The organism is Pseudomonas sp. 05N433 (assembly GCF_056396925.1).
The window spans coordinates 1-25,214 of record NZ_JBFTML010000014.1; the positions used below are offsets into that span (position 1 = coordinate 1).

23 protein-coding genes and 1 pseudogene are annotated in these 25,214 nt (G+C 60.0%); 12 read left to right on the forward strand and 12 right to left on the reverse strand.

Annotation, left to right across the window (positions count from 1 at the left end; translation table 11 throughout):
• The coding region (lptG, locus tag AC1DIS_RS09785) for an LPS export ABC transporter permease LptG (RefSeq protein WP_477780848.1) at positions 1 to 957 on the reverse strand (957 nt) is incomplete at its 3' end.
• Positions 950 to 2,068, reverse strand: a complete 1,119-nt coding sequence (gene lptF / locus AC1DIS_RS09790) for an LPS export ABC transporter permease LptF (protein WP_064620163.1) — start codon at positions 2,066 to 2,068, stop codon at positions 950 to 952. The genes lptF and lptG, both read right to left, overlap by 8 nt.
• A gap of 295 nt (positions 2,069 to 2,363) precedes the next feature.
• Between lptF and AC1DIS_RS09795 the strand changes: the two genes are divergently transcribed.
• From AC1DIS_RS09795 to rlmF, 5 genes are all read left to right on the forward strand, one after another.
• On the forward strand, positions 2,364 to 3,854 hold the full coding sequence (locus AC1DIS_RS09795) for a leucyl aminopeptidase (RefSeq protein WP_477780849.1): 1,491 nt from the start codon (positions 2,364 to 2,366) through the stop codon (positions 3,852 to 3,854).
• Positions 3,855 to 3,914: 60 nt separating this feature from the next.
• Positions 3,915 to 4,343 carry a DNA polymerase III subunit chi gene (locus AC1DIS_RS09800; RefSeq protein WP_018927096.1) on the forward strand — a complete coding sequence of 143 codons (429 nt, stop codon included), beginning with the start codon at positions 3,915 to 3,917 and terminating at the stop codon, positions 4,341 to 4,343.
• Positions 4,344 to 4,351: 8 nt separating this feature from the next.
• Positions 4,352 to 4,735: a hypothetical protein gene (locus tag AC1DIS_RS09805; RefSeq protein WP_018927097.1), complete on the forward strand. Its 384-nt coding sequence runs from the start codon at positions 4,352 to 4,354 to the stop codon at positions 4,733 to 4,735.
• Between the two features lie 265 nt (positions 4,736 to 5,000).
• Positions 5,001 to 7,847: a valine--tRNA ligase gene (locus tag AC1DIS_RS09810; protein ID WP_086944738.1), complete on the forward strand. Its 2,847-nt coding sequence runs from the start codon at positions 5,001 to 5,003 to the stop codon at positions 7,845 to 7,847.
• A gap of 175 nt (positions 7,848 to 8,022) precedes the next feature.
• A complete protein-coding gene (gene rlmF, locus AC1DIS_RS09815) occupies positions 8,023 to 9,045 on the forward strand; it encodes a 23S rRNA (adenine(1618)-N(6))-methyltransferase RlmF (protein WP_018927099.1) in 1,023 nt (340 codons plus the stop codon).
• A gap of 100 nt (positions 9,046 to 9,145) precedes the next feature.
• Here the strand turns inward: rlmF and AC1DIS_RS09820 are convergent, their stop codons facing one another.
• The gene (locus AC1DIS_RS09820; protein ID WP_007905514.1) at positions 9,146 to 9,427 is read right to left on the reverse strand and encodes an HU family DNA-binding protein; all 282 of its coding nucleotides are present in this window, start codon (positions 9,425 to 9,427) and stop codon (positions 9,146 to 9,148) included.
• Positions 9,428 to 9,824: 397 nt separating this feature from the next.
• On the opposite strand from AC1DIS_RS09820, the gene yejK reads away from it, so the two are divergent.
• Both yejK and AC1DIS_RS09830 read left to right on the forward strand, forming a co-directional pair.
• Positions 9,825 to 10,829: a nucleoid-associated protein YejK gene (yejK, locus tag AC1DIS_RS09825; protein WP_019581084.1), complete on the forward strand. Its 1,005-nt coding sequence runs from the start codon at positions 9,825 to 9,827 to the stop codon at positions 10,827 to 10,829.
• Positions 10,829 to 11,179, forward strand: coding sequence for a glutaredoxin family protein (locus AC1DIS_RS09830; RefSeq protein WP_477743265.1), 351 nt, complete (start codon positions 10,829 to 10,831; stop codon positions 11,177 to 11,179). Before yejK ends, AC1DIS_RS09830 begins: the two co-directional genes overlap by 1 nt.
• A gap of 152 nt (positions 11,180 to 11,331) precedes the next feature.
• Here AC1DIS_RS09830 and AC1DIS_RS09835 read toward each other — a convergent pair whose 3' ends face one another.
• The 5 genes from AC1DIS_RS09835 to AC1DIS_RS09855 all read right to left on the reverse strand — a co-directional run bounded on the left by AC1DIS_RS09835 (position 11,332) and on the right by AC1DIS_RS09855 (position 15,253).
• Positions 11,332 to 12,267, reverse strand: coding sequence for a glutathione S-transferase family protein (locus tag AC1DIS_RS09835; protein ID WP_064620166.1), 936 nt, complete (start codon positions 12,265 to 12,267; stop codon positions 11,332 to 11,334).
• A gap of 88 nt (positions 12,268 to 12,355) precedes the next feature.
• A complete protein-coding gene (locus AC1DIS_RS09840; RefSeq protein WP_018927103.1) occupies positions 12,356 to 12,676 on the reverse strand; it encodes a GIY-YIG nuclease family protein in 321 nt (106 codons plus the stop codon).
• A gap of 40 nt (positions 12,677 to 12,716) precedes the next feature.
• Positions 12,717 to 13,187: a nuclear transport factor 2 family protein gene (locus AC1DIS_RS09845; protein ID WP_019581088.1), complete on the reverse strand. Its 471-nt coding sequence runs from the start codon at positions 13,185 to 13,187 to the stop codon at positions 12,717 to 12,719.
• A 100-nt stretch (positions 13,188 to 13,287) separates the two neighbouring features.
• Positions 13,288 to 14,604, reverse strand: a complete 1,317-nt coding sequence (locus AC1DIS_RS09850) for a CynX/NimT family MFS transporter (RefSeq protein ID WP_477780850.1) — start codon at positions 14,602 to 14,604, stop codon at positions 13,288 to 13,290.
• Complete coding sequence (locus tag AC1DIS_RS09855; RefSeq protein WP_028940339.1) at positions 14,594 to 15,253, reverse strand: FadR/GntR family transcriptional regulator; 660 nt, start codon at positions 15,251 to 15,253, stop codon at positions 14,594 to 14,596. The genes AC1DIS_RS09850 and AC1DIS_RS09855 overlap by 11 nt, the downstream gene beginning before the upstream one ends.
• Positions 15,254 to 15,463: 210 nt before the next feature.
• On the opposite strand from AC1DIS_RS09855, the gene AC1DIS_RS09860 reads away from it, so the two are divergent.
• A complete protein-coding gene (locus AC1DIS_RS09860) occupies positions 15,464 to 15,922 on the forward strand; it encodes an REP-associated tyrosine transposase (protein ID WP_018927107.1) in 459 nt (152 codons plus the stop codon).
• Positions 15,923 to 16,064: 142 nt separating this feature from the next.
• Here the strand turns inward: AC1DIS_RS09860 and AC1DIS_RS09865 are convergent, their stop codons facing one another.
• The 4 genes from AC1DIS_RS09865 to AC1DIS_RS09880 form a co-directional block, all read right to left on the reverse strand.
• The gene (locus AC1DIS_RS09865) at positions 16,065 to 16,829 is read right to left on the reverse strand and encodes an amino acid ABC transporter ATP-binding protein (RefSeq protein ID WP_007936266.1); all 765 of its coding nucleotides are present in this window, start codon (positions 16,827 to 16,829) and stop codon (positions 16,065 to 16,067) included.
• 11 nt (positions 16,830 to 16,840) lie between these two features.
• The gene (locus AC1DIS_RS09870; RefSeq protein WP_018927108.1) at positions 16,841 to 17,938 is read right to left on the reverse strand and encodes an amino acid ABC transporter permease; all 1,098 of its coding nucleotides are present in this window, start codon (positions 17,936 to 17,938) and stop codon (positions 16,841 to 16,843) included.
• Between the two features lie 10 nt (positions 17,939 to 17,948).
• Positions 17,949 to 19,130 carry an amino acid ABC transporter permease gene (locus tag AC1DIS_RS09875; RefSeq protein ID WP_018927109.1) on the reverse strand — a complete coding sequence of 394 codons (1,182 nt, stop codon included), beginning with the start codon at positions 19,128 to 19,130 and terminating at the stop codon, positions 17,949 to 17,951.
• Between the two features lie 65 nt (positions 19,131 to 19,195).
• Positions 19,196 to 20,227, reverse strand: a complete 1,032-nt coding sequence (locus AC1DIS_RS09880; protein ID WP_018927110.1) for an amino acid ABC transporter substrate-binding protein — start codon at positions 20,225 to 20,227, stop codon at positions 19,196 to 19,198.
• Positions 20,228 to 20,696: 469 nt separating this feature from the next.
• Between AC1DIS_RS09880 and AC1DIS_RS09885 the strand changes: the two genes are divergently transcribed.
• The 4 genes and pseudogenes from AC1DIS_RS09885 (at position 20,697) to AC1DIS_RS09900 (ending at position 25,196) form a co-directional block, all read left to right on the forward strand.
• Positions 20,697 to 21,353, forward strand: coding sequence for an alpha/beta hydrolase (locus AC1DIS_RS09885; RefSeq protein ID WP_477780851.1), 657 nt, complete (start codon positions 20,697 to 20,699; stop codon positions 21,351 to 21,353).
• An 85-nt stretch (positions 21,354 to 21,438) separates the two neighbouring features.
• Positions 21,439 to 22,926: an ATP-dependent RNA helicase RhlB gene (gene rhlB, locus AC1DIS_RS09890; protein ID WP_477780852.1), complete on the forward strand. Its 1,488-nt coding sequence runs from the start codon at positions 21,439 to 21,441 to the stop codon at positions 22,924 to 22,926.
• A gap of 139 nt (positions 22,927 to 23,065) precedes the next feature.
• Positions 23,066 to 24,008: pseudogene (locus AC1DIS_RS09895) on the forward strand (ornithine cyclodeaminase family protein).
• A 60-nt stretch (positions 24,009 to 24,068) separates the two neighbouring features.
• Positions 24,069 to 25,196, forward strand: coding sequence for an NAD(P)/FAD-dependent oxidoreductase (locus tag AC1DIS_RS09900; protein WP_477743261.1), 1,128 nt, complete (start codon positions 24,069 to 24,071; stop codon positions 25,194 to 25,196).
• Positions 25,197 to 25,214 lie beyond the last annotated feature (18 nt).

Sequence of the window (25,214 nt, forward strand, 5' to 3'; positions counted from 1 at the left end):
GAGCAAATCCTGGACGATACGGAAAGTGAAGCCCACCAGTACGCCAGTGAAGACCCGCTGACCGAGGGTCACCGACCGCAGCGGACCGAAGATGAAGGAAATCGCCATCAACACCAATGCAGCGGTCACCAGCGGCTGCAACACCTTTACCCAAAACGCCAGCCAGTAACGACCGTTGCTCAGGCCCTGGTCAGCCAGGTAGTGGATGTAATTCCACAGACCGCTGATCGACAACGACTCGGGCGCCATCACCACGGTACTCAGCAGTTGCGGGCTCAGGGCTATTTCCCAGCGCTCCACAGGGGCAGTCACCACTTCGGTACTTTTGTCATGGAACAGCGTGGTCGTGACATCGGTCAGTTGCCAGTGATCGGTATCGAATTCCGCACGTTTGGCGAAGCTCGAAGACAGCATGTGGCGTTGATCGTCAAAACGATAACGGGTCACGCCGTACAGCAGACCGTTGGGTTGCACGGAGTTGACGTGAATGAACTCATCACCCTGACGGTGCCACAAACCGTGCTTGGCGCTTTGCGCATCGCCACTGCCCTGGGCCAGCGAGCGGTTGGCTTGAGCGGTGATTTCCGTGGCCGGCGCGACGTACTCGCCAATTACCAGCCCTACCACCATCAGGATCAGCATCGGCTTCATCACGGCCCAGACGATCCGACCGATGGACACACCGGCGGCACGCATGATGGTCAGCTCGCTGTGACTGGCCAGACTGCCGAGGCCAATCAGGCAACCGATCAGCGCCGCCATCGGCAACATGTCGTACAGGCGGCGCGGCGCGGTCAGCAACACGTAACTCAGTACATCCATCAACGTGTAGGTATCGCTGACGTCGCTCATCTCATCGATGAAGGCGAACAGCGTTGCCAAGCCCAGAATGATCCCAAGCACCGCCAGGATCGCGATGAACACGCTGCTACCGATGTAGCGATCGAGCTTATCCACGGGCCACCTCCAGCGCGCTGCGGCGACTCGCCATCTTCAAGCTCAGCGACTCCCAATACAGCAAGCCAAGACCGATGGCCAGGAAGATTGCATGCACCCACCACAAGCCCAACACCGGCGGGATCTTGCCCTTTTCAAGGGCGCCGCGAGCGGCAATCAGGATGGTCAGGTAAGCCATATAAAGAAGAATCGCCGGCAGCAGCTTGAGGAAACGGCCCTGGCGCGGGTTGACCCGCGACAGCGGCACCGCCATCAGGGTCACGATGAAGACCAGCAACGGCAGGGACAGGCGCCATTGCAGTTCGGTACGCGAGCGGATGTCGTCGCTGCTCAGCAAGGAACTGGTGGTCATCGCATCGCGGTCGGTCACTTCGTCGCTGACGTCCGGCTTGGCCAGCAATACGCCGTACTCGTCGTACTTGATGGCGCGGTAGTCGGCCTGACCCGGATTACCGTCGTAGCGGTAGCCGTTGTCGAGGATCAGGTAACGGTTGCCATCGGGCCTGATTTCCTGATGGCCCTTCTCGGCTACCAGTACGGAAATCCCCCGATCCTTGTTGTCGGAACTGACATTCTTTTGCGAAATGAACACGCCGCCCAGATTGATGCGGTCATCCGACAGTTGCTCGGTGTAGGTCACCCGAGTGCCGTCGCGCAAGGCCTGGAAGCGACCCGGCTCGAGGGTGTCGAACTCGGTCAGTGCATCCTGCTTGTTCAACAGCAGCTGGAACTGGTTGGCACCTTGCGGTGCCAGGCTCAGGCTCAGCCACGCCACGATCAGGGCAACCAGGGTGGCCGGAAAAAGAGTCATGGCGAACAGACGCTGCTGGCTCATGCCAGTAGCAGACAACACGGTCATTTCGCTTTCGAGGTACAGACGACCGTAGGCCAGCAAGATCCCGAGAAACAGCCCCAAAGGCAGAATCAGCTGCAGGAAGCCCGGCAGGCGATAGCCCATGATCAGGAACAGCGAACCTGGATCCAGGAGCCCAGAGGCCGCCTGGGCGAGGTATTTGATGAAGCGTCCGCTCATGATGATGACCAGCAGCACGGCGCTGACGGCGCTCAAGGTCAACAGGACTTCGCGGGATAGATAACGGAAGACAATCAAACCAGACACTCCAGGGTTGTCAGGCTAAGCGGCCAAACAAACAAACGTATCAGCCGGCCCGCAGGGCAGGGCCGCCGAAAAAGATGGCGCATTATCCTGTGATTGAGTGCGCCTGTCACTGCGCATGCTCAAGCAAGCACCTGAACCGCTGAAGTTCGCATATCCGAGGGTTGTCAGGCGCAGGCAGCGAGGTTCAAACTGCGGCCTTTGTCGCTGGCAACACACCGGCGCCTTTCTACTTATAGGCAAGCCTCTGCGCGTCGCGCAGTTTGACCATTAATTCAGGGACCCGGACATGGAACTGGTTGTAAAAAGCGTTAGCCCGGAAACGTTGAAGACCGCCACGTTGGTAGTCTCCGTCCGCGAAGGCCGCAAGCTCGGCACCGTTGCCAAACAACTCGACGAACTGAGCGGCGGCGCTATCAGCGCAGTGCTCAAGCGCGGCGACCTGGCCGGCAAAGTCGGCCAAAGCCTGTTGCTGCACAGCCTGCCCAACCTCAAGGCCGAACGCGTGCTGCTGGTGGGCGTGGGCAAGGATGAAGAACTGGGCGATCGCCCGTTCCGCAAAATCATCGCCGGCATCCTCAATACCCTGAAAGGCCTGGGCGGCAGCGATGCAGTGCTGGCCCTGGACGAAGTGGTGGTCAAGGGCCGTGACAGCTATGGCAAGACCCGCCTGCTGGCCGAAACACTGGTGGACGGCGAGTACATCTTCGAACAGTTCAAGAGCCAGAAAGCCGACCCGCGCTCCCTGAAGAAAGTCACTCTGGTGACCATCAAGGCGGCACAGGCTGAAGTCGAACGCGCCGTGGCCCACGCCACCGCGATCGCCAACGGCATGGCCTTCACCCGTGACCTGGGCAACCTGCCGCCGAACATCTGCCACCCGACATTCCTTGGTGAACAAGCCAAGAACCTGGGCAAAGAGTTCAAAAGCCTGAAGGTCGAAGTCCTCGATGAGAAGAAGATCRAGGACCTGGGCATGGGTTCGTTCTACGCCGTTGGCCAGGGCAGCGCCCAGCCACCGCGCCTGATCGTCATGCAATACAACGGCGGCAAGAAATCCGAGAAGCCGTACGCCCTCGTCGGCAAAGGCATCACCTTCGACACCGGCGGCATCAGCCTCAAGCCAGGCRCCGGCATGGATGAGATGAAGTACGACATGGGCGGCGCCGCCAGCGTGTTCGGCACCCTGCGTGCCGTGCTTGAGCTGAAACTGCCGATCAACCTGGTGTGCATCCTGGCCTGCGCCGAGAACATGCCGAGCGGCAACGCTTCGCGTCCGGGCGACATCGTCACCACCATGAGCGGCCAGACAGTTGAAATCCTCAATACCGACGCCGAAGGCCGTCTGGTGCTGTGCGATGCCCTGACCTACTCCGAACGCTTCAAGCCGCAAGCGGTGATCGACATCGCCACCCTGACCGGTGCTTGTGTCGTGGCACTGGGCGCCCACACCTCGGGCCTGCTGGGCAACAACGACGAACTGATCGGCCAGCTGCTGAGCGCCGGCCAAGCCGCCGACGACCGCGCCTGGCAACTGCCGCTGTTCGATGAGTATCAAGAGCAGCTGGACAGCCCGTTCGCCGACATCGCCAACATCGGCGGCCCGAAAGCCGGCACCATCACCGCCGCCTGCTTCCTGTCGCGCTTCACCAAGAACCTGAACTGGGCACACCTGGACATCGCCGGCACAGCCTGGACCAGCGGCGGCAAGGACAAGGGCGCCACTGGCCGTCCGGTTCCCCTGCTGACCCAATACCTGCTGGACCGCGCCAAAGCCTGAAACCGATGACTTGCAGCGGCGTCACTCTCGGGTGACGCCGCTTGCAACTCAGGAACCGCAATGACCAAAGTCGACTTCTATATCCTGCCCAGCGCCGATCCTTCGGCGCGGCTGGATTTCGCCTGCAAGCTCACCGAAAAAGCCTGGCGCATGGGCCACCGCATTTACCTGCATTGCAGCGATGCCGCCCAGCGTGATGCGCTCGATGCGCGGTTGTGGGCGTTCAAGGGCGAAAGCTTCGTGCCCCACGGCCCTGCCGAAAGCGAGCCGGACGGTTTGATTGTGTTGGGTCTTGGCGATGACTGCGGTCAGCATCAGGATCTGCTGGTCAATCTCGACCTGAAAGTCCCGGCCTTTGCCAGACAATTCGCCCGCGTGGCGGAAGTGGTGGTGGAAGACCCGGCGATTCGTGCGGCTGCGCGGGAGAGTTTTCGTTTCTACCGCGAACAGGGCTATCCTCTGCAAGATCACCGTTTACAGCGACTCTGAGCATTCCGATGGACACTCCAAAACCACCGCAAAAGTCCGTGCACCTGCTGGAAGACCTTGAGTCGATCCGCCAACTGCTCGGCGATGACAACCTGCAACCGCCGTTGCTGACCGACGCCGTCATTGAAGGCGACCAGGAACAGATTCCCATGCTGTTCGACACCGTCGGCCATGCGCCCCAGGTCGAACCGCCACCACCCGCCCCGGCCGCCCAGCCGGCCCCTGCCGCCAACAAGGGCCCCGATGCCCTGTTGCACCTGGATAGCGAGCTGCGCGCCGCCGCGCAATTGATCATGCAAGACGTGATCGACGACTTCGCCCCGCACATCGAAACCGAAATCAAACGCCGCCTTGATGCACGGATGGAACGGTTGCTTAGCCAGTACGAGTAACCTTGAGCCGAGCGGGCTTCTGTGGCGAGGGAGCTTGCTCCCGCTCGGCTGCGAAGCAGCCGCAAAACCCGAACACTCGGTGTACCTGATACACCTGACTTGATGGTCCGGGGCCGCTTCGCGCCCCAACGGGAGCAAGCTCCCTCGCCACGAGTCCCTTTCACAATTTGATCTGCGCCCTGTCCGCCCCTGCTCGCCCTACGCCCCGTGCCCCGCTATACTTCCCGGCTTTTCCTGAATAAATGCCAATAGGGTCCCGCCGCGCATGGATAAGACCTACCAGCCGCACGCCATTGAAACTTCCTGGTACAACACCTGGGAGTCCGAGAACTACTTCGCCCCTCAAGGCGAGGGCGAGTCCTACACCATCATGATCCCGCCGCCGAACGTCACCGGCAGCCTGCACATGGGTCACGGCTTCAACAACGCGATCATGGACGCCCTGATCCGTTTCCGCCGCATGCAGGGTCGCAACACCCTGTGGCAGCCAGGCACCGACCACGCCGGTATCGCCACGCAAATGCTGGTGGAGCGTCAACTCGAAGCTCAGGGCCAGAATCGTCACGATCTGGGCCGTGAGAAATTCCTCGAGAAAGTCTGGGAATGGAAGGATCAGTCCGGCGGCAACATCAGCCGTCAGATCCGCCGCCTCGGCTCGTCCGTGGATTGGAGCCGTGAGCGCTTCACCATGGACGACGGCCTCTCGGAGGCGGTGAAAGAAGCCTTCGTGCGCCTGCACGAGGACGGTCTGATCTATCGCGGCAAGCGTCTGGTCAACTGGGACACCAAGCTGCACACGGCGATTTCCGACCTTGAAGTGGAAAACCACGACGAGAAAGGTTTCCTGTGGAACCTGAAGTACCCGCTGGCCGATGGCGCCAAAACCGCTGAAGGCAACGACTACCTGATCGTCGCGACCACGCGTCCGGAAACCATGCTCGGCGACGCCGCCGTGGCCGTTAACCCGAACGATGAACGCTACAAAGCCCTGATCGGCAAATTTGTCGAGCTGCCGCTGGTTGGCCGCCGCATCCCGATCATCGCCGACGATTACTGCGACCCTGAATTCGGCACCGGCTGCGTGAAAATCACCCCGGCCCACGATTTCAACGACTACGAAGTCGGCAAGCGCCACAACCTGCCGCTGCTGAACATCTTCGACAAAAACGCCCATGTGCTGCCTGCGGCCCAGGTGTTCAATCTCGACGGCACACTGAACGAGAGCATCGACGGCAAGATCCCGGCCGAATACGCCGGCCTCGACCGCTTCGAAGCGCGCAAGCAGATCGTGGCAGCGTTCGAAGCCGCCGGCCTGCTGGTCAGCGTCGACGACCACGCCCTGAAAGTGCCTAAAGGCGACCGCTCCGGCACCATCATCGAGCCGTGGCTGACCGACCAGTGGTACGTGTCCACCAAGCCATTGGCCGAGCCGGCCATCGCCGCGGTTGAAGACGGCCGCATTCAGTTCGTGCCAAAGCAGTACGAAAACATGTACTTCTCGTGGATGCGCGATATCCAGGACTGGTGCATCAGCCGTCAGCTGTGGTGGGGCCACCGGATTCCGGCCTGGTACGACGAGTCGGGCAAGGTCTATGTCGGTCGCGACGAAGCCGAAGTGCGTGCCAAGCACAACCTCGGGCCGGACGTTGCGCTGCAACAAGACAACGACGTTCTGGATACCTGGTTCAGTTCGGGCCTGTGGACCTTCTCCACCCTGGGCTGGCCGGAACAGACCGAATTCCTTAAGAAATTCCACTCCACCGACGTGCTGGTGACCGGTTTCGACATCATTTTCTTCTGGGTTGCCCGGATGATCATGCTCACCATGCACTTGGTGAAAAATGAAGACGGCACGCCGCAGGTTCCATTCAAGACCGTGTATGTGCACGGTCTGGTACGTGATGGCCAGGGCCAGAAGATGTCCAAGTCCAAGGGTAACGTCCTGGACCCGCTGGACATCATTGACGGTATCGAACTGGAAGATCTGGTGCAGAAACGCACCTCCGGCATGATGCAGCCGAAACTGGCGAAGAAGATCGAGAAGCAGACCCGCGACGAGTTCGCCGACGGCATCGCCAGCTACGGCACCGACGCCCTGCGCTTCACGTTCTGCTCGCTGGCGTCCACCGGTCGCGACATCAAGTTCGACATGGGCCGCGTCGAAGGCTACCGCAACTTCTGCAACAAGATCTGGAACGCCGCGCGCTACGTGTTGGACAAAGGCGAAGACTGCGGCCAGAACGGCGAAGCCTATGAGCTGTCCCTGGCGGATCGCTGGATCATCTCGCAGTTGCAACGCACTGAAGCCGAAGTGACCCGTCAGCTCGATCAGTTCCGTTTCGACCTGGCGGCACAAGCCTTGTACGAGTTCATCTGGAACCAGTATTGCGACTGGTACCTGGAACTGTCCAAGCCTGTGCTGTGGGACGAAAACGCGCCGGTCGAGCGTCAGCGCGGCACCCGTCGCACCCTGGTTCGAGTGCTGGAAGTCGCTTTGCGCCTGGCTCACCCGTTCATGCCATTCATCACCGAAGAAATCTGGCAGCGCGTCGCACCGCTCGCCGGTATTCAAGGCAAGACGATCATGTTGCAACCTTGGCCAGTGGCCGTTGAGGCACGCATCGACCAGGCTGCCGAAGACGATATCGAATGGCTCAAGGGTCTGATGCTCGGCACGCGTAACATTCGTGGCGAGATGAACATCGGTCCAGGCAAGCCGCTGAACCTGTTCCTGAAAAACGTCAGCGCCGAAGATCAGCGTCGACTCACCGAGAACGAAGCTCTGCTGAAGAAGCTGGCGCGTCTGGAATCGATCACTGTTCTGAAGGCAGGCGAAGAAGCTCCACTGTCCGCCACCGCACTGGTTGGCGAGATGGAAGTGCTGGTGCCGATGGCCGGCCTGATCGACAAGGACGCCGAACTGGCGCGCCTGGACAAGGAAATCCTGCGTTTGCAGGGCGAAGTTCAGCGCGTCGGCGGCAAGCTGTCCAACGCCGGTTTCGTCGACAAGGCCCCGGCCGAAGTCATCGAGAAGGAACGCGCCAAACTGGCTGAAGCTGAACAGGCTTTGGGCAAGCTGGCGGAGCAACATGCGCGGATTGCCAGTTTGTAACGGCACATCGCAATAAAACAGGGAGGCCCCAGCGGCCTCCCTTTTTTATGCCCGCCACATACTCCCAAACACCCGCTGCCACAGGGACATGCAGCGATCTTCACAATTGGGTGAGCAGCAGCTGGATGTGGGACAATACCCGCCACTTTTAGCCATACCCGAATCGACCTCGCCCATGACCGCCCCCAGCACACCCAAACCTGCGCGCAAAAAGCCTAAACCCGCGACCCCGGCCAAAGCCGTGGAGCCACGCGAGAAGGCCAGCCTGCACCCGCGCAATCGCCATCAGGGTCGTTACGACTTCCCGGCGCTGATCAAGAGCACGCCGGAACTGGCGAAGTTCGTGATCATCAATCCGTACGGCAAGGAGAGCATCGACTTCGCCAGCCCGGACGCGGTGCGAGTGTTCAACCGGGCGCTGCTCAAGGCGTTCTATGGCATCGCCCATTGGGACATCCCGGCCGACTACCTGTGCCCGCCGGTTCCGGGCCGTGCCGACTACGTGCACTTCCTGGCCGACCTGCTGGCCAGCGTCAACGACGGCGAGATCCCTCGCGGCGCGCCGGTCAAGGTGCTCGATATCGGCATGGGCGCCAACTGCGTCTATCCGCTGATCGGCTACAGCGACTACCGTTGGCACTTCCTCGGCTCGGAAATCGACCCGATAGCCGTAGCCTCAGCCAAAGCCATCGTGCAGTCCAACGGGCTGAACAAAGCCATCCAGCTTCGCCAGCAAACTAATCCCAAGCACATTCTGTTGGGCTTGCTCGAACCCGGCGAACGCTTTGACCTGACGATGTGCAACCCGCCGTTCCACGCCTCGATGGACGAGGCGACCAAGGGTAGCGTGCGTAAATGGCGCGCGCTGGGCCGCGCCGACCCAAAACGCAAACTGCCGGTGCTGAACTTTGGCGGGCAATCGGCCGAACTGTGGTGTGAAGGTGGCGAGGCACGGTTTGTGACGCAACTAATCGCCGAGAGCGCGCACTTTCAACACAAAGTGCTTTGGTTCAGCACCCTGGTCTCGAAAGCCTCGAACCTGCCGGCGATCCAGACGGCGCTGAAAAAGGCCGGCGTATTGGAAAGCCAGGTCGTGGAAATGTCCCAAGGGCAGAAGCAAAGTCGCTTCGTCGCCTGGACCTTCCAGACCAAATCCGAGCAACAGGTCTGGCGCGAGCGCTGGGCCCGCAAAAGCTGAGTAACAACCGAGACAGCGATTGAGCCTGATCAATCGTTGAATCGCAGACACAAAAAAACCGTGCCCGGATTGCTCCGGAGCACGGTTTTTTTAACAAGTCTTACTTGTTGACAGCGTCGGTCAGGCCTTTGGCCACAACCAGCTTGATCACTTTCTTGGCAGCGATTTCGATGGCAGCGCCAGTCGAAGGGTTGCGGCCGGTACGGGCAGGACGCTCAGTCACTTTCAGCTTGCCGATACCTGGCAGAGTGATTTCGCCGCCGTTTTCCAGCTGATCGGCAACGATTTGGCCCAGTTGGTCCAGAGCGTTACGCGCGGTGGTTTTTGGCGCGTCGATAGCTTCAGCGATGTCGGCGATCAGTTGGTCTTTAGTAAGAGCCATTGTAGTGTTCCTTCCCTATCAAATTCATATGGATTGCAGAGTGCAGTGTCAGCCATCGAGCCCGATCTTCTGGATCTGGCACCCTCGGCCATAACCACGACGAGTCGGGGTTATAGATACCGAAATCAGGGTTTGGTTCGACCTGACAAATGCTGAATGCACGCTTAACGCAGTGACTTCGCGTAAGACCGGGCAAAACTAGCACAGAGACGGGGAAATATCCGCCTCTAGCTACCCATTTGGTCAGCTTTATTGCTCTAAATCGGGAAAAAATCACATCAGGGTCGCCGGAGAGCTTCGAATTGCCCTTCGGACCACGCCAAAACCAGTGGTTGCGGTACACTGGGCGCTTTTTCGGGGGAGCACGCCCTCCTCTCTCCAATCAGCCGAGAAGCCCATGCCGATCCGTCATTGCATCGTCCACCTGATCGACAAAAAACCCGACGGCACACCCGCAGTTCTTCACGCCCGCGACTCTGAACTGGCTGAGTCCGCGGCCATCGAGAACATGCTCGCCGACTTGAACGAAAGCTATAACGCCAAACAGGGCAAAGCCTGGGGGCTGTTCCATCCGGAGTCCGGCGCGTTTCCATTCAGCGGCTGGCTGAAGGAATACCTCGACGGTGGTCGTGATTTCACGGCCTTCAGCCGGGTGGCGGTCGAACATCTGCAAAAGCTGATGGAAGAATCCAACCTCTCGGTCGGTGGCCATGTGCTGTTTGCGCATTACCAGCAAGGCATGACCGATTACCTGGCCATCGCCCTGCTGCACCACAGCGAAGGCGTGGCGGTGACCGATCAGCTGGACGTGACCCCTTCGCGACATCTGGACCTTGGCCAGTTGCACCTGGCGGCGCGGATAAACGTCTCCGAGTGGCAGAACAACAAGCAGTCCAAGCAGTACATCTCGTTCATCAAAGGCAAGAACGGCAAAAAGGTTTCGGAGTACTTCCGCGACTTCATCGGCTGCCAGGAAGGCGTCGACGGCCCCGGTGAAACCCGCACTCTGCTCAAGGCGTTCAGTGACTTCGTCGAAAGCGAAGACCTGCCGGAAGAGTCCGCGCGTGAGAAGACCAAGACCCTGGTGGATTACGCCAGCAGCCAGGCCAAAATGGGCGAGCCCATGGGCCTGGAAGAGTTGTCCGGACTGATCGACGAAGATCGCCCGAAAGCCTTCTACGATCACATCCGCAACAAGGACTACGGCCTGTCCCCGGAGATCCCGGCGGACAAGCGTACCCTGAACCAGTTCCGCCGCTTCACCGGTCGCGCCGAAGGCCTGTCGATCAGCTTCGAAGCGCACCTGTTGGGTTCGAAGATCGAATACGACGAGGAGGCCGGCACGCTGATCATCAAAGGCCTGCCGACCCAACTGACCGACCAGCTCAAGCGACGCAACTGATGCTCGGTGGCGTGTTGAAAAAATTCCTGCTGATCCTGCTGATGGTTGTGGTTTACCAGAACTGGGGCAAGATCGAGCGGGTGCTTCACCCCTCGCAGGTGGTGTCCGAGCAGACCCAGGCCAAGGCCAACGTCGTGCTCTACGCCACTGACTGGTGCGGCTACTGCAAGCTGACCCGGCGCTTCCTCGATCAGAAAGGCATTCCGTACAAGGAATTCGATATCGAGAAGGATGCCGTGGCGCGCAAAGCCTATGAGGCACTCGGCGGACGCGGGATTCCGATCATCGATGTGAATGGAACGTTGATTCGCGGGTATGACCCGGACCAGGTGCTTGCGGCGCTGAAATAACCATCAGCTTCAAACAATCCTGTGGCGAGGGGGCTTGCCCCCGTTCGGCTGCGCAGCAGTCGCAATTTCCCGTGGATACGGTTTTCTCATCGAAATCCTGGGGGCGCTTCGCGACCCAACGGGGGCAAGCCCCCTCGCCACAGGTGCGTACGTCAGCAAGCCTCTATGCGAAACCCGAACCGCGGAAAGTGCACATGCACCACACCGGCCCGCTCGTCTTCACGGCGCAGAATCAACTCTTCGCTGCCGGCAAACATCAACTCACCCGCCACCGGATCAACCCCGTAATCAGTCGCCGCGATTACCACCTGCTGGCCAACCTCGAACCCGTTCGGCTCATCGAACTGCTCATCCGGCAACGGGGCCGGTGTGGCATTGCGGGCAATCTCTAGCGCTTGCTCGGCCGTCATCTCGCTGAACGCGCCATGACCAAAACCCATCACGCGGCCAAACCACGCCGAAACGGCCGGATAAGCATCCACCAACGGTGACGTCACGTGCGTCGCCTTGAGGAACCACAGCGAGTGAGCCAGGGCAAAGTCGGCAATCGACGGTTCGCCGAACAGGAAGTCCCCCTGCTCACGCTCAAGCTGCTGCTCCAGACGCGCCATGATCGTTGGCCACTGATGCTTTGCCTGCTCGGCCGACAACCGAGTGGCACTGCCACCGCTGAACAAGCCGGAGCGATCGGCCAGAAATGCCTTGATCGCTTCCGGCGACAATTTGCCGAAGCGCACCGCTACCGATTCTGGCTGGAACACCAGGCTGACTGCATGCTGGAACACCACCGAATCGGCCCACGCCGCAAAGGTCGCCGTGACCATTTCCTGGCCTTCCGGGAAAAACGCTGGTGAAGCTTTTTCCTGCTCCAGACGACGAGCGATCAACGCGGTGTCGCAATAGACATCAGCACCGATCTGCAACACCGGCGTCTTGCGGTAGCCGCCGGTCAGGGCCGTCAGGTCGGGTTTTGGCATCACCGGCGAGATCATCACAGAGCGCCAGGACAACCCCTTGAAGCCCAGCAGCAAGCGGGCCTTTTCGGCGAAAGGGGACGTCGGGTAATGATGCAGAATCAACTCGGACATGCTCGGCTCCGCCGCTCGGATAAGGAGCCCGCAGCTTAGCGCGCAATCGGCAGGCAGCCTACCCATCTGCCTGATGGGCACTTATCAGTCAGATTGATAAGCCCGCAGCCGCACTCGCCACCAGACATTCCTTGGCGCTTTTCTTGAGTTTCTTGATCAAACGCTCCTGGCGCAGCGCTTCGCCTTTATCGCGGCAGCGCTCGGTATAAACCAGCGCCACGGCCGGGCTCGACAGGAAGAAGCGCGCGCCCTTGCCACTCTGATGGGTGGCGAAGCGACGTACGGGATCGTCGCTGATCCCGCAGTAGAGCGAACCATTGGCCGCGCGAACGAGGTAGACGAACCAGGGTTTGCTGACAGGCACCGACGGTTCGGCGGCAATGACGGAAGATTCGCTCGAGGTGCTCACGTGACGATCAAGGCTTGAAAGAAAACAAGCCGCGATCTTATCAGCGACTGGCCTGGAATGCCTTCAGGCCCTTCAAGGCCTGAGCACGCACGGCGTTTCTCACCACCGGCGTCCAGCCCAGCAACAGCCCTTTGAAACCCAGCGCCTGACGCGACCAGCGCCACAGATCAAAACTGTCGTGGTGCTCGCAGATCTTGCCGTCGCGAAACACGAAACGCGCCTGAATGTCGTTGACCACGATATTGCCGGTCTGGCTGAACAGGTACGTCGCCACCCAATGGGCGCCGCCAGTGCGCTCATCGCTGCGCACGTTATCGAAGGTCAGGGAGAAGTCCTTGGCGCGGGTAGTGAGCATGCGCCACATATCGCCGGCATCGCGCCCGCGCAGCTCGCCGAACGCCGGATCACTGAACACCACGTCGTCGGTATAGCAGGCGCTCATCGCCTCGGCATCCAGCCGCTGGAAGGCTTGATAGAACCGGGTGATCAAGGCGTTGTGGGCATCACTCATGGRCAGGCTCCGGAAAATAGGCAGATTGCCAGCACGATAATCTGCAAACAGACGAAACACCATCAGCATTCGCCCCCCGAATACCGACAGTGTGTGCGAATCAGATCTTTTCGCTTTCGACCTGCACATACAGCGAACGCCCGGCACCGAGGCCGGCGATGATCGCGCCAAGACCGATCACGCCGAAGATCCAGCCCAGCGCGCTCCAGCCGCCAGTCCAGTCATGCACCACACCGACCGCGAACGGCCCCATGGATGCCAGGGTGTAGCCGAAACCCTGGGCCATGCTCGACAGGTTGGCGGCGACATGGGCATCCCTCGAGCGCAACACGATCAGGGTCAATGCCAGGCTGAACGTAGCGCCCTGCCCCAGTCCCAGCAGGATTGCCCAGCCCCAAAGGCCGTCGATCGGCGCATACAGGCAACCGAACAAGCCGCCGAGGGTCATTGCCATGACGATCACGATCGCCAGTCGCTGATCCTTGCCACGGGTCGCCAGCCACGGTGCCGCCAACGAGCTGATCAACTGGACAATCACCGACCCCGACAGCACCAGACCGGCCTGGGTTGGCGTCAGACCGCGACCGATCAGAATCGACGGCAGCCAACCGAATACGATGTAAGCCAGAGACGATTGCAGGCCCATGTACAAGGTCACTTGCCAGGCCAGCGGATCGCGCAACAGGCCTCGGACCCGATAGGCAACGTTATGTGCGCCGTGTTTCTGACCGACTTGCGGCAGCCAGAACATCGCCGCGACCAAGGCCGGAACCACCCAGAAGCCAAGGCCCAGCGCCCAACTCTTGTCGAAATGTTCGCTCAACGGCACGGTCGCGCCAGCCGCCATGGCCGCGCCCAGGCACAGGGCCATGGTGTAGACGCCGGTCATGGTGCCGGCTTGTTTCGGGAAGTCGCGCTTGACGATACCGGGCAGCAGCACGCCGATCACCCCGATGCTGGCGCCGGCCAGCACGCTGCCGGCGAAAAGGCCGACCTCGCCGAACGAGCTGCGCAGAATAATCCCGCCGGCCAACATCAGGAGAATCCCCAGCACCACCCGCTCGGCACCAAAACGTCGCGCAAGCACCGGCGCCAACGGCGCGAACAGACCAAGGCAAAGCACCGGCAAGGTGGTCAGCAAACCGGCCTGGGCAGCCGATAGCCCCAGTGTTTTCGAGACCTCGCTGAGCATCGGCGCCATGCTCGACAGCGCCGGACGCAAGTTCAGCGCCACCAGAATCAGCCCCAGCAGCAACAGCCACGGGCGCCGCAGGAGCGGGTGACTTCGCTGAACCTCTGCATCATCGGCCTCGRCATCGATCAACAGCTCTTCGAGCTCCGCCGTCCGCTTGAGCTCGGTGATGCGGCTGTGGCTCGCCTGCTGACTGGACATCGGATTCTCGGTTTCAAGGTTCATTGATCAATTGCCTCATCAGGGCTTTGGCCCGTTCCGGGTCGCGTTGTTCGACGGCATCGAGCAGCTCGATATGCAGGTCGAACACCGCTTGGCGTCGGGGGGTGACGTTCAGGGTCTGACGCAACTGCGCGCCCACGACGCTGGAAAAGTAGCGATACAGCTCGCTGAGGGTCGGGTTGTGCGCCGCGTCCACCAGACGACGGTGAAACACCAGGTCACAGGCGATGTAGGTGTCGAGATCGCCGTGGTAGTGGCTGCCGCTGACGCCCAGCGCCTCGCGCAACGCCACCAGGTCTTCATCGGTGCGGCGTAATGCAGCCAGACCGATGGCTTCGACTTCCAGAATGTGCCGGGTTTCCCGAGCCTGTTCCTGAGAGCAGCGGGACAGCGCCTTCATCGTATCCAAAGGATCGACTACCGCCCGCACGTAGCTGCCGTCGCCCTGGCGGATCTCGATCAACCCGGAAAACGCCAACACGCGCATGGCTTCGCGCACGGTGTTGCGACTGATGCCCAGCTCCGTCGCCAATTCCGGCTCGGTGGGCAAGCGCTGGCCGACCGTCCAGACACCTTGATTAATGCGCAGGCGCAACTGGTCCAGGGCCTGATCGACCAAGGACCGTTTAATTAATGGAGAAATATCTGACATAGAATTCGCCCTTTCATCCAATCATAGGATGAATTTTCTGACATGTTAGTCAGCTTCGTCCGACAAGGCAACGGGCTCACGCAAACCCTGTAGGAGCCGGCTTGCTGGCGATGGCGATCGTACCGACACATTCAGAACTGAACTTTGGCAATGCCCCTCACTATTGCGTACTAGCCTTCTGTTTCTCTCAAAACACAGGAGGGCAATGGAATGCCCGATCTTCCCCATGCCAATCGCTTACGCGCCGGACGTTATTCCCAAACCGGCCAAATCTACCTGCTGACAGCTGTCACCTGGAATCGCACCCCGTTTTTTACTGACTGGCGGGCAGGACGTCTGGTGGTAGACCACTTTCGTCAGGCGCAGACAGAAGAATGGGTCGATTCCCTCGCCTGGGTGGTGATGCCCGACCATTTTCATTGGCTGGTCGAACTGAAGAACAACTCGTTGTCGGCGTTGGTGCTGGCAACCAAATCGCGCAGCGCGCGGGCGGTAAACGCGCGACTGGAGCGCAGAGGGATGGTATGGCAGAGAGGTTTCCATGATCGCGCGATTCGCCGTGAAGCGGATCTGCAAGCGGTCGCCCGATACATCGTTGCCAATCCATTGCGTGCGGGGCTTGTCACACGTGTGCACGATTACCCATTGTGGGATGCCAAATGGCTATAGCCGGGATACTCGGTGGCGTCTGGTATGCCGCCATCGCCAGCAAGCCGGCTCCTACAGGGTTCGCGGTCAGCAGGTGGAGCGTTTCATTGGAGCAAAAAAAACCCGGAACAGAGTCCGGGTTTATTTCACTGCCAAGCGTCTATCAATGCAGGATCTGGCTCAGGAACAACTTCGTCCGCTCGTTCTGCGGGTTGTCGAAGAAGTCGTTCGGCGCGGCCTGCTCGACGATTTCACCCTTGTCCATGAAGATCACGCGGTTGGCCACGGTACGGGCGAAGCCCATTTCGTGGGTCACGCAGAGCATGGTCATGCCGTCTTCGGCCAGGCCGATCATGGTGTCCAACACCTCTTTCACCATCTCCGGGTCGAGTGCCGAAGTCGGTTCGTCGAACAGCATGATTTTCGGTTTCATGCACAGGGCACGGGCAATCGCCACACGCTGTTGCTGACCACCGGACAGTTGCCCCGGGTATTTATGCGCCTGCTCTGGAATGCGTACGCGTTCCAGGTAATGCATGGCGATTTCTTCGGCCTTGCGCTTGGGCATCTTGCGTACCCACATCGGCGCCAGGGTGCAGTTCTGCAGAATGGTCAGGTGCGGGAACAGGTTGAAGTGCTGGAACACCATGCCGACTTCACGGCGGATCGCTTCGATCTGCTTGAGGTCGTTGGTCAGTTCCACGCCATCGACCACGATACGGCCCTGCTGGTGTTCTTCCAGGCGATTGAGGCAACGGATGGTGGTGGATTTGCCGGAACCCGACGGGCCGCACAGCACGATACGCTCGCCCTGCTTGACGTTCAGGTTGATGTCTTTCAACACGTGGAACTGGCCGTACCACTTGTTTACGCCCTGCATCTGAATAATGCCTTGAGGACTCACAGGCTGTTTGATCGCTTCACTCATAAACTACGCTCCTAACGCTTGTGGCCAGTGTCCAGCTTGCGTTCCAAATGCATGGAATAGCGGGACATACCAAAACAGAAAATCCAGAACACCAGGGCCGCGAACACATAGCCTTCAGTGGCCATGCCCAACCATTTCGGGTCGGCGGCGGCTTGCTTGACGCTGTTGAGCAAGTCGAACAGGCCGATGATGATCACCAGGCTCGTGTCCTTGAACAGCGCAATGAAGGTGTTGACGATGCCAGGGATTACCAGCTTCAGGGCTTGCGGCAAAATCACCAGGCCCATGCTGCGCCAGTAACCGAGGCCCATCGCCGCAGCCGCTTCGTACTGACCTTTAGGGATCGCTTGCAGACCGCCACGCACCACCTCGGCGATGTAGGCCGACTGGAACAGGATCACGCCGATCAACGCCCGCAGCAATTTGTCGAAGTTCATGCCTTCGGGCAGGAACAACGGCAACATCACCGACGACATGAACAGCACCGTGATCAACGGCACACCGCGCCAGAACTCGATGAAGGTCACGCAGACCACCCGAATCGCCGGCATGTTCGAACGACGGCCCAGGGCCAGCACGATACCCAGCGGCAGTGCGCCGACGATACCAACGGTAGCGATCACCAGGGTCAGCATCAGGCCGCCCCACTGGCTGGTCGCCACCTGGCTCAGACCGAATACACCACCGTGCAGCAGGAGGTAGGCAATGATCGGATAGAGCACCAGAAAGCTCAGGCCGTAGATTGCCTTGTGCGGAACACGTGCGATGAACAACGGCGCCACGCCGATGACTGCCAGCCACACGGTCAGGTCCACGCGCCAGCGCAAGTCCACCGGGTAGTAGCCATACATGAACTGGCCGAAGCGCTGCTCAATGAACACCCAGCAGGCACCGGCCTTGGTGCAATCGGCACGGGTGGTGCCGACCCAATTGGCGTCGAGAATCGCCCAGCTCACGAGAGGCGGAACTATCAGGTAAATCAGATAGAACGCGAACAACGTCAGCAGGGTGTTGATCCAGCTGGAAAACATGTGCGCCCGCATCCACGCCACGACACCGATGCTGCTGCTCGGTGGAGGCATGTCGGGTTTGAAAGTATGAGTCGTCATGCGCTCTTCCTTACCGCTCGATCAGCGCAATGCGCTTGTTGTACCAGTTCATCAGCAGGGAAATGCTGATACTGATCGCCAGGTACACGCTCATGGTGATGGCAATGACTTCGATCGCCTGTCCGGTCTGGTTCAGCACCGTACCGGCAAACAACGACACCATCTCCGGATAACCGATACCGGCCGCCAGCGAGGAGTTTTTCGCCAGGTTCAGGTATTGGCTGGTCAGCGGCGGAATGATCACACGCAGGGCTTGCGGGATGATCACCTTGCGCAGGGTCGGACCGTTGCGCAGCCCCAGCGAGTGAGCCGCTTCGGTCTGGCCGTGGCTGACCGACTTGATGCCCGAACGCACGATTTCGGCGATGAACGCCGCGGTGTACACCGTCAGGGCCAGGGTCAGTGCCAGCAGTTCAGGGATCAGCACCCAGCCGCCTACAAAGTTGAAACCTTGCAGCTGTGGCATTTCCCAATGCAGCGGCGCGCCGAAGATCAATGCGCACAACGCAGGGATCACCAGGAACATCGCCAGGCCTACCCAGAATTTGTGGAACGGTACGCCGGTCTCTTCGAAACGCTTGTTGGCCCAGCGGCACATCAGCACGATCGCGACAATGGCCACGACGATGCTCGCCACAAACGGCCAGAAACCGTTCGCTATCAACGCTGCCGGCATGTTCAGGCCGCGGCTGCTGACGAAGAAGGTGTCGCCGAAGTTATGGCTATTGCGCGGCCCTGGCATGGTGAGAAACACCGCGAAGTACCAGAACAGGATTTGCAGCAGCGGCGGAATGTTACGGAAGACCTCGACATAAACCGTCGCCATCTTGGCAATGATCCAGTTCTTCGAGAGTCGTGCCACACCGACGATGAAACCGAGGATCGTCGCCAGGATCACGCCGATGAACGTCACCAGCAAGGTGTTGAGCAGGCCGATGACAAACACCCGGGCATAACTGTCCGATTCGGTGTAGTCGATCAGGTGCTGAGCGATGCCGAAACCGGCGCTGCGCTCAAGAAAGCTAAAACCGGAGGTAATGCCCCGGTGTTGCAGGTTGGTTTGAGTGTTGTCGAACAGGTACCAACCCATCCCGACCACGGCGAGAACCGTAATGATCTGAAACAGCCACGCACGCACTCGCGGATCGCTGAGGCTGAACCTCTGCTTTGGTGCGCCGATTGAATTTTGCATGAAGTGCCCCGGAAATAATGGAACAGAACATCACCCGGTGGTTGGCCCACCGGGCGATAGAACCATCAGCGCACTGGTGGTGCGTATTGAATGCCGCCGTTGGTCCACAGGGCGTTCAAGCCACGATCGATTTCCAGCGGAGTGCCCTTGCCGAGGTTTCTCTCGAAGACTTCGCCGTAGTTACCGACCTGCTTGACGATTTTCACCACCCAGTCTTTCGGCAGCTTCAGATCCTTGCCGTACTCACCGTCGGCGCCCAGCAGACGAGCAACGTCCGGGTTCTTGGTCGACTTGGCTTCTGCCTCGACGTTCTTCGAAGAGATACCGGCTTCTTCGGCGTTGAGCATCGCGTAGCCAACCCAACGAACGATTGCCAGCCACTCATCGTCGCCGTTACGCACGACCGGCCCCAAAGGCTCTTTGGAGATGGTTTCAGGCAGAACGATGTAATCTTTCGGCGAGGCCAGTTTGCTGCGCTGTGCATACAACTGGGACTTGTCGGAGGTCAGCACGTCGCAACGACCGGATTCCAGCGACTTGGCGCTTTCATCGGAAGTGTCGAAGGTGATCGGGGTGTACTTCAGGCCGTTGGCGCGGAAGTAGTCGGACACGTTCAGCTCGGTGGTGGTACCGGCTTGAATACAGATGGTCGCGCCATCCAGTTCCTTGGCACTTTTCACGCCCAGCTTGCTGTTGGCCAGGAAGCCTACGCCGTCGTAATAGGTGATGAAGCCAGGAAACTTCAGGCCCATGCCCGCATCACGGGAACTGGTCATGGTGGAGTTGCGCGACAGCATGTCGATTTCGCCGGATTGCAGAGCAGTGAAACGCTCCTTGGCATTCAACTGGCTGAATTTGACCTTGGTCGCATCACCAAACACTGCAGCAGCTACAGCGCGGCAGAAGTCAGCATCGATGCCAACGATCTTGCCGGTAGAGTCCGGAACCGAGAAACCCGGCAAACCGTCACTCACACCGCACTGTACAAAACCTTTCTTCTGCACTGCATCCAGGGTTGCACCCGCCTGAGCGAACCCACTGACACCGAGCACTGCAGCTGCAGTCACGACGGCCAGGGTGGATTTCAACATCTTCATTCAAACCTCCAGTTTTGCTCTTGTTGTGTCGGAGCTTGAGCCCTGTCGCACCCTTTTGAGGCGTTGCTGACCCTTGTTGGCTTTTTTTAGGGTCAACCGACGTAAGGACCGTCGCTATGAGTCTAGTAGGAGAAAATCCACATCATGGATAACTCACTTCTCACCAATCGGCCGAACGGGCTGTAGCCCTTTCACGTTCGCGAAGCCCGTAGCGGCCACTGGCGAACATCCATCACCGGATTCTTTGCTATCCCACGACTAGCCATACACTGATAGTGTTACCGCCAGGCACGAGATTGGTTGCACAGGGTTCCCCATAGCAAAGCCCGTACCAGACCGCTCGCTAAAGCGATTCAGCGACAGGTCAATAGCAAAACTTTCAACCTTGCGACATCTTCTTAACTGATCAACCGATTGCGCACTCGAACCTCGCACACAATGAGAGCGCACGCACAACAATGGAGCAGACATGACCGAGCCCCTGATTCTTCAACCCGTCAAGCCCGCAGATGCCTGCGTAATCTGGCTGCATGGGCTGGGTGCCGACCGCTACGATTTTTTGCCGGTAGCTGAAGCGCTACAGGAAAACCTGCTCACTACCCGTTTCGTTTTGCCCCAGGCTCCGACCCGCGCCGTCACCATTAATGGTGGCTACGAGATGCCAAGCTGGTACGACATATTGGCCATGAGCCCGGCACGCGCCATCAGCCGCGAGCAGTTGGAGGAGTCCGCGCAACGGGTCGTGAATTTGATTGAAGTGCAGAAGGCCGGCGGAATAGACGCCTCGCGGATCTTTCTCGCCGGTTTTTCCCAGGGCGGCGCCGTGGTTTTGCACACAGCCTTCCTGAAATGGCAGGGACCGCTGGGCGGCGTGCTTGCGCTTTCGACTTATGCGCCGACATTCAGCGATGAACTGGAGCTTTCCGCCAGCCAGCAGCGCATTCCCGTGTTGTCGTTGCATGGTCAGTATGATGACGTCGTGCAAAACTCCRTGGGCCGGACCGCCTACGAGTATTTAAAGCAGCATGGTGTCACCGTGACATGGCAGGAATACCCAATGGGCCACGAAGTGTTACCCGAAGAAATTCGCGACATCGGCGTCTGGCTCGCCGAGCGTTTGCGCTAAAAGCTACCCTTTGATCCATCGCACTACGCCGCGCCCGATTCTTGCATTACACTGGCCGGCGTACATTCCTTAACCAATTGATGAGATGACCGTGCTCAAAGCACTCAAGAAAATGTTCGGTAAAAGCGAGGCTGAGCAGCTCGCGCCAGGCTCCAGCGCTCCTTCTCATACCCCCAGCCACCGTACCGACGGTAATCAGCCTGGCCGGACCGCAACCGTAGCGGCACCGAAACACGAGCCGGTGACCACACCGACCGCCCCCTCTGCTCCGGCCATTGCCTCTGAACAGCCGCGCAGCGAAGCCCCGAAACCGGCAAAACCACGCCGCGAACCGAAGCCAAAGGCGCCGGTCATCCCCTGGAAACTCGAAGACTTCGTCGTCGAACCCCAGGAAGGCAAAACCCGCTTCCACGATTTCAAACTCGCCCCCGAACTGATGCACGCCATTCAGGACCTGGGCTTTCCTTATTGCACGCCGATCCAGGCGCAGGTGCTTGGCTTCACCCTCGTGGGCAAAGACGCCATCGGTCGCGCCCAGACCGGTACCGGCAAAACCGCCGCGTTCCTGATTTCGATCATCACGCAGCTGCTGCAAACCCCGCCGCCCAAAGAACGCTACATGGGTGAACCGCGAGCACTGATCATCGCCCCGACCCGGGAACTGGTAGTGCAAATCGCCAAGGACGCGGCCGACCTGACCAAGTACACCGGCCTCAACGTCATGACGTTTGTCGGCGGCATGGACTTCGACAAGCAGCTCAAGCACCTCGAAGCCCGTCACTGCGACATCCTCGTGGCCACTCCGGGCCGCTTGCTCGACTTCAACCAGCGCGGCGACGTGCACCTGGACATGGTCGAAGTCATGGTGCTGGACGAAGCCGACCGGATGCTCGACATGGGTTTCATCCCGCAAGTGCGTCAGATCATTCGCCAGACTCCACCGAAGAACGAACGTCAGACGCTGCTGTTCTCCGCGACCTTCACCGACGACGTGATGAACCTGGCCAAGCAATGGACCACCGACCCGTCGATCGTCGAGATCGAAGCGCAGAACGTGGCCAGCGAAAACGTCGAGCAACACATCTACGCAGTGGCCGGCGCCGACAAGTACAAACTGCTCTATAACCTGGTCAACGATAACGGCTGGGAWCGGGTGATGGTCTTCGCCAACCGCAAGGACGAAGTGCGGCGCATCGAAGAACGCCTGGTGCGCGATGGCGTCAACGCCGCGCAACTGTCCGGCGATGTGCCGCAGCACAAGCGCATCAAGACCCTGGAAGGTTTCCGCGAAGGCAAGATCCGGGTTTTGGTCGCCACCGATGTGGCCGGTCGCGGCATTCACATCGACGGCATCAGCCACGTGATCAACTTCACCCTGCCGGAAGTCCCGGACGACTACGTGCACCGCATCGGTCGTACTGGCCGTGCCGGCGCCGATGGTGTGTCCATCAGCTTTGCCGGTGAAGACGACTCCTACCAGCTACCGTCCATCGAGGCGCTGCTGGGTCGCAAGATCAGTTGTGAAACGCCACCGACGCATCTACTGCGGGCGGTTGAGCGCAAGCGCCCATAACACGGGTCGCAGAATAAAAGGCGCAGCCGGAGACGGACTGCGCTTTTTTTTCGTCCGGTTTTTTCAACAGGAGCTTGCTCGAGACAACTAAAAGTCCATAATGGACAAATTAGTTTACTTTCAGCACCCGGAGTCGACCATGCCCAGCACGCCTTACGTGATCACCCAACCCCAGGCCCGCGAACTGTTGGCGCAAGTCGACGTGCCGCAGATCCTGCGCAAGCTGTTCCGCGACCTGGCCGCCGGGCAAGCCGTGCAACCGGCCCAGCAGTTGGTGGAATTCCCGAAAGGTGCCGGGGACTTCATCAACTACTTGGGCGTGCTGGCCGAAGACGGCGTGTATGGCGTCAAGACATCGCCCTACATCGTGCGTGAGCAAGGCCCATTGGTGACCGCCTGGACGCTGTTGATGTCGATGCAGACCGGCCAGCCGCTGCTGCTCTGCGATGCCGGTGAACTGACCACCGCACGCACCGCGGCGACGACGGCGGTGGCGGTCGATGCCACCGCTGAAGGCCCAACGCCTGGCGATCATCGGCAGCGGCAAAGTGGCCCAGGCGCACCTGCACTATGTGAAGAACCTGCGAGACTGGCAAAGCATCAGCCTGTATTCACCGAGCTTGCGCGGCAAGAACGCCGAAACGCTGGCGCAACTCGAAAGCCTCGATCCACGGCTGACCCTCGCCGACAGTTGCGACAACGCGATACAAGACGCTGACGTAATCATGCTTTGCACTTCGTCCGCCAGCCCGGTGATCGACCCGTCCATGTTGAGCAAACCGGCGCTGATCACGTCCATCAGCACCAATGCTCCGCGTGCCCATGAAGTGCCGCCGCAGAGCCTCAATGACATGCAGGTATTCTGCGACTATCGCCAGACCACCCCGGGCTCGGCCGGCGAAATGCTGATCGCCGGTGAACAGCATGGCTGGGACAAGCGCTCGATAGTCGGCGACCTGCCCGACTTGCTCAGCGAAAAAGTGCAGCGCCCGGACTACGACCGACCTGTGTTTTTCCGCTCCATCGGCCTGGGCCTGGAAGACATCGCACTGGCCAATGCCATTTACCGCCTACTGGGCTAACACCCGCTCCCACAGGGATCCCCAACAATTTCGGCATTTACGCCCCATCAGGAGACGTTCATGAGCCAGGCAGATTTCATCATTATCGGCGGCGGGATTGCCGGTGCTTCCACCGGTTTCTGGCTGTCGCAGCACGGACGGGTGATTGTGCTCGAGCGCGAATCCCATCCGGCCTATCACTCCACCGGACGCTCGGCGGCGCTCTACACCGCCGCCTACGGCACGCCCCAGGTTCGGGCATTGACCCTGGCCAGCCGCGATTTCTTCGATGCACCACCGCCCGGTTTCTGCGAACACCCGCTGCTGACCCCGCGCGGTGAGATGACCGTCGACTTCACTGGCGATCCGGCCGAGTTGAACAATCAATACCTGAGCGCCAAAGCCACCGTGCCGCAGATGCAACTGCTCAGCGCCGACGAAGCCTGTGCGCGTCTGCCGATCCTGCGTCGGGAAAAAGTCCATGGCGCGATCTACGACCCAACCGCCAGCGACATCGATACCGATGCCCTGCACCAAGGCTATCTGCGCGGTATCCGGCGCAATAAAGGCGAGGTGCATACCGACAGTGAAGTGCTGAGCCTGGCCCGGGATACCGAAGGGCTATGGCAGGTTCAAACCGCCACTCAGACCTTCAGCGCCCCGATCATCATCAACGCCGCCGGCGCCTGGGCCGACAAGGTTGGCGAGCTGGCCGGCGCACAGCCTCTGGGCCTGCAACCCAAGCGCCGGGCAGCCTTTATCTTCGCCGGCCCCGAGGGCCTGGATAGCCATGACTGGCCAATGCTGGTCAGTCTCGATGAATCGTTCTACATGAAACCCGACGCCGGCATGTTCCTCGGCTCACCGGCCAACGCCGATCCGGTGGAACCGCACGACGTGCAGCCCGAAGAACTGGACATCGCCATGGGCATCTACCAGATCGAAGAGGCCACCACCCTGACCATCCGCCGCCCGACCCGCACCTGGGCCGGCTTGCGCAGTTTCGTGCACGACGGGGATTTGCTGTCCGGCTTCGATCAACGCGTACCGGGCCTGTTCTGGGTGGCGGGACAAGGCGGCTACGGCATCCAGACGTCACCGGCCATGGGCCAGGCCAGTGCTGCACTGGTACGCGGCGAAGCCTTGCCCGAACAGCTCACCCGTTTCGGTCTGGACGCCGCGATGCTCTCCCCCGCCCGCCTGGGTTGATCCTGATCCTCAGGTGAC

Bases quoted from the DNA above. Each gene is read 5' to 3' on its own strand.
- AC1DIS_RS09800 (WP_018927096.1), top strand. From the start codon at position 3,915: ATGACCAAAGTCGACTTCTATATCCTGCCCAGCGCCGATCCTTCGGCG.
- AC1DIS_RS09805 (WP_018927097.1), top strand. From the start codon at position 4,352: ATGGACACTCCAAAACCACCGCAAAAGTCCGTGCACCTGCTGGAAGAC.
- AC1DIS_RS09810 (WP_086944738.1), top strand. From the start codon at position 5,001: ATGGATAAGACCTACCAGCCGCACGCCATTGAAACTTCCTGGTACAAC.
- rlmF (WP_018927099.1), top strand. From the start codon at position 8,023: ATGACCGCCCCCAGCACACCCAAACCTGCGCGCAAAAAGCCTAAACCC.
- AC1DIS_RS09820 (WP_007905514.1), bottom strand. From the start codon at position 9,427: ATGGCTCTTACTAAAGACCAACTGATCGCCGACATCGCTGAAGCTATC.
- yejK (WP_019581084.1), top strand. From the start codon at position 9,825: ATGCCGATCCGTCATTGCATCGTCCACCTGATCGACAAAAAACCCGAC.
- AC1DIS_RS09830 (WP_477743265.1), top strand. From the start codon at position 10,829: ATGCTCGGTGGCGTGTTGAAAAAATTCCTGCTGATCCTGCTGATGGTT.
- AC1DIS_RS09835 (WP_064620166.1), bottom strand. From the start codon at position 12,267: ATGTCCGAGTTGATTCTGCATCATTACCCGACGTCCCCTTTCGCCGAA.
- AC1DIS_RS09845 (WP_019581088.1), bottom strand. From the start codon at position 13,187: ATGAGTGATGCCCACAACGCCTTGATCACCCGGTTCTATCAAGCCTTC.
- AC1DIS_RS09855 (WP_028940339.1), bottom strand. From the start codon at position 15,253: ATGTCAGATATTTCTCCATTAATTAAACGGTCCTTGGTCGATCAGGCC.
- AC1DIS_RS09860 (WP_018927107.1), top strand. From the start codon at position 15,464: ATGCCCGATCTTCCCCATGCCAATCGCTTACGCGCCGGACGTTATTCC.
- AC1DIS_RS09865 (WP_007936266.1), bottom strand. From the start codon at position 16,829: ATGAGTGAAGCGATCAAACAGCCTGTGAGTCCTCAAGGCATTATTCAG.
- AC1DIS_RS09870 (WP_018927108.1), bottom strand. From the start codon at position 17,938: ATGACGACTCATACTTTCAAACCCGACATGCCTCCACCGAGCAGCAGC.
- AC1DIS_RS09875 (WP_018927109.1), bottom strand. From the start codon at position 19,130: ATGCAAAATTCAATCGGCGCACCAAAGCAGAGGTTCAGCCTCAGCGAT.
- AC1DIS_RS09880 (WP_018927110.1), bottom strand. From the start codon at position 20,227: ATGAAGATGTTGAAATCCACCCTGGCCGTCGTGACTGCAGCTGCAGTG.
- AC1DIS_RS09900 (WP_477743261.1), top strand. From the start codon at position 24,069: ATGAGCCAGGCAGATTTCATCATTATCGGCGGCGGGATTGCCGGTGCT.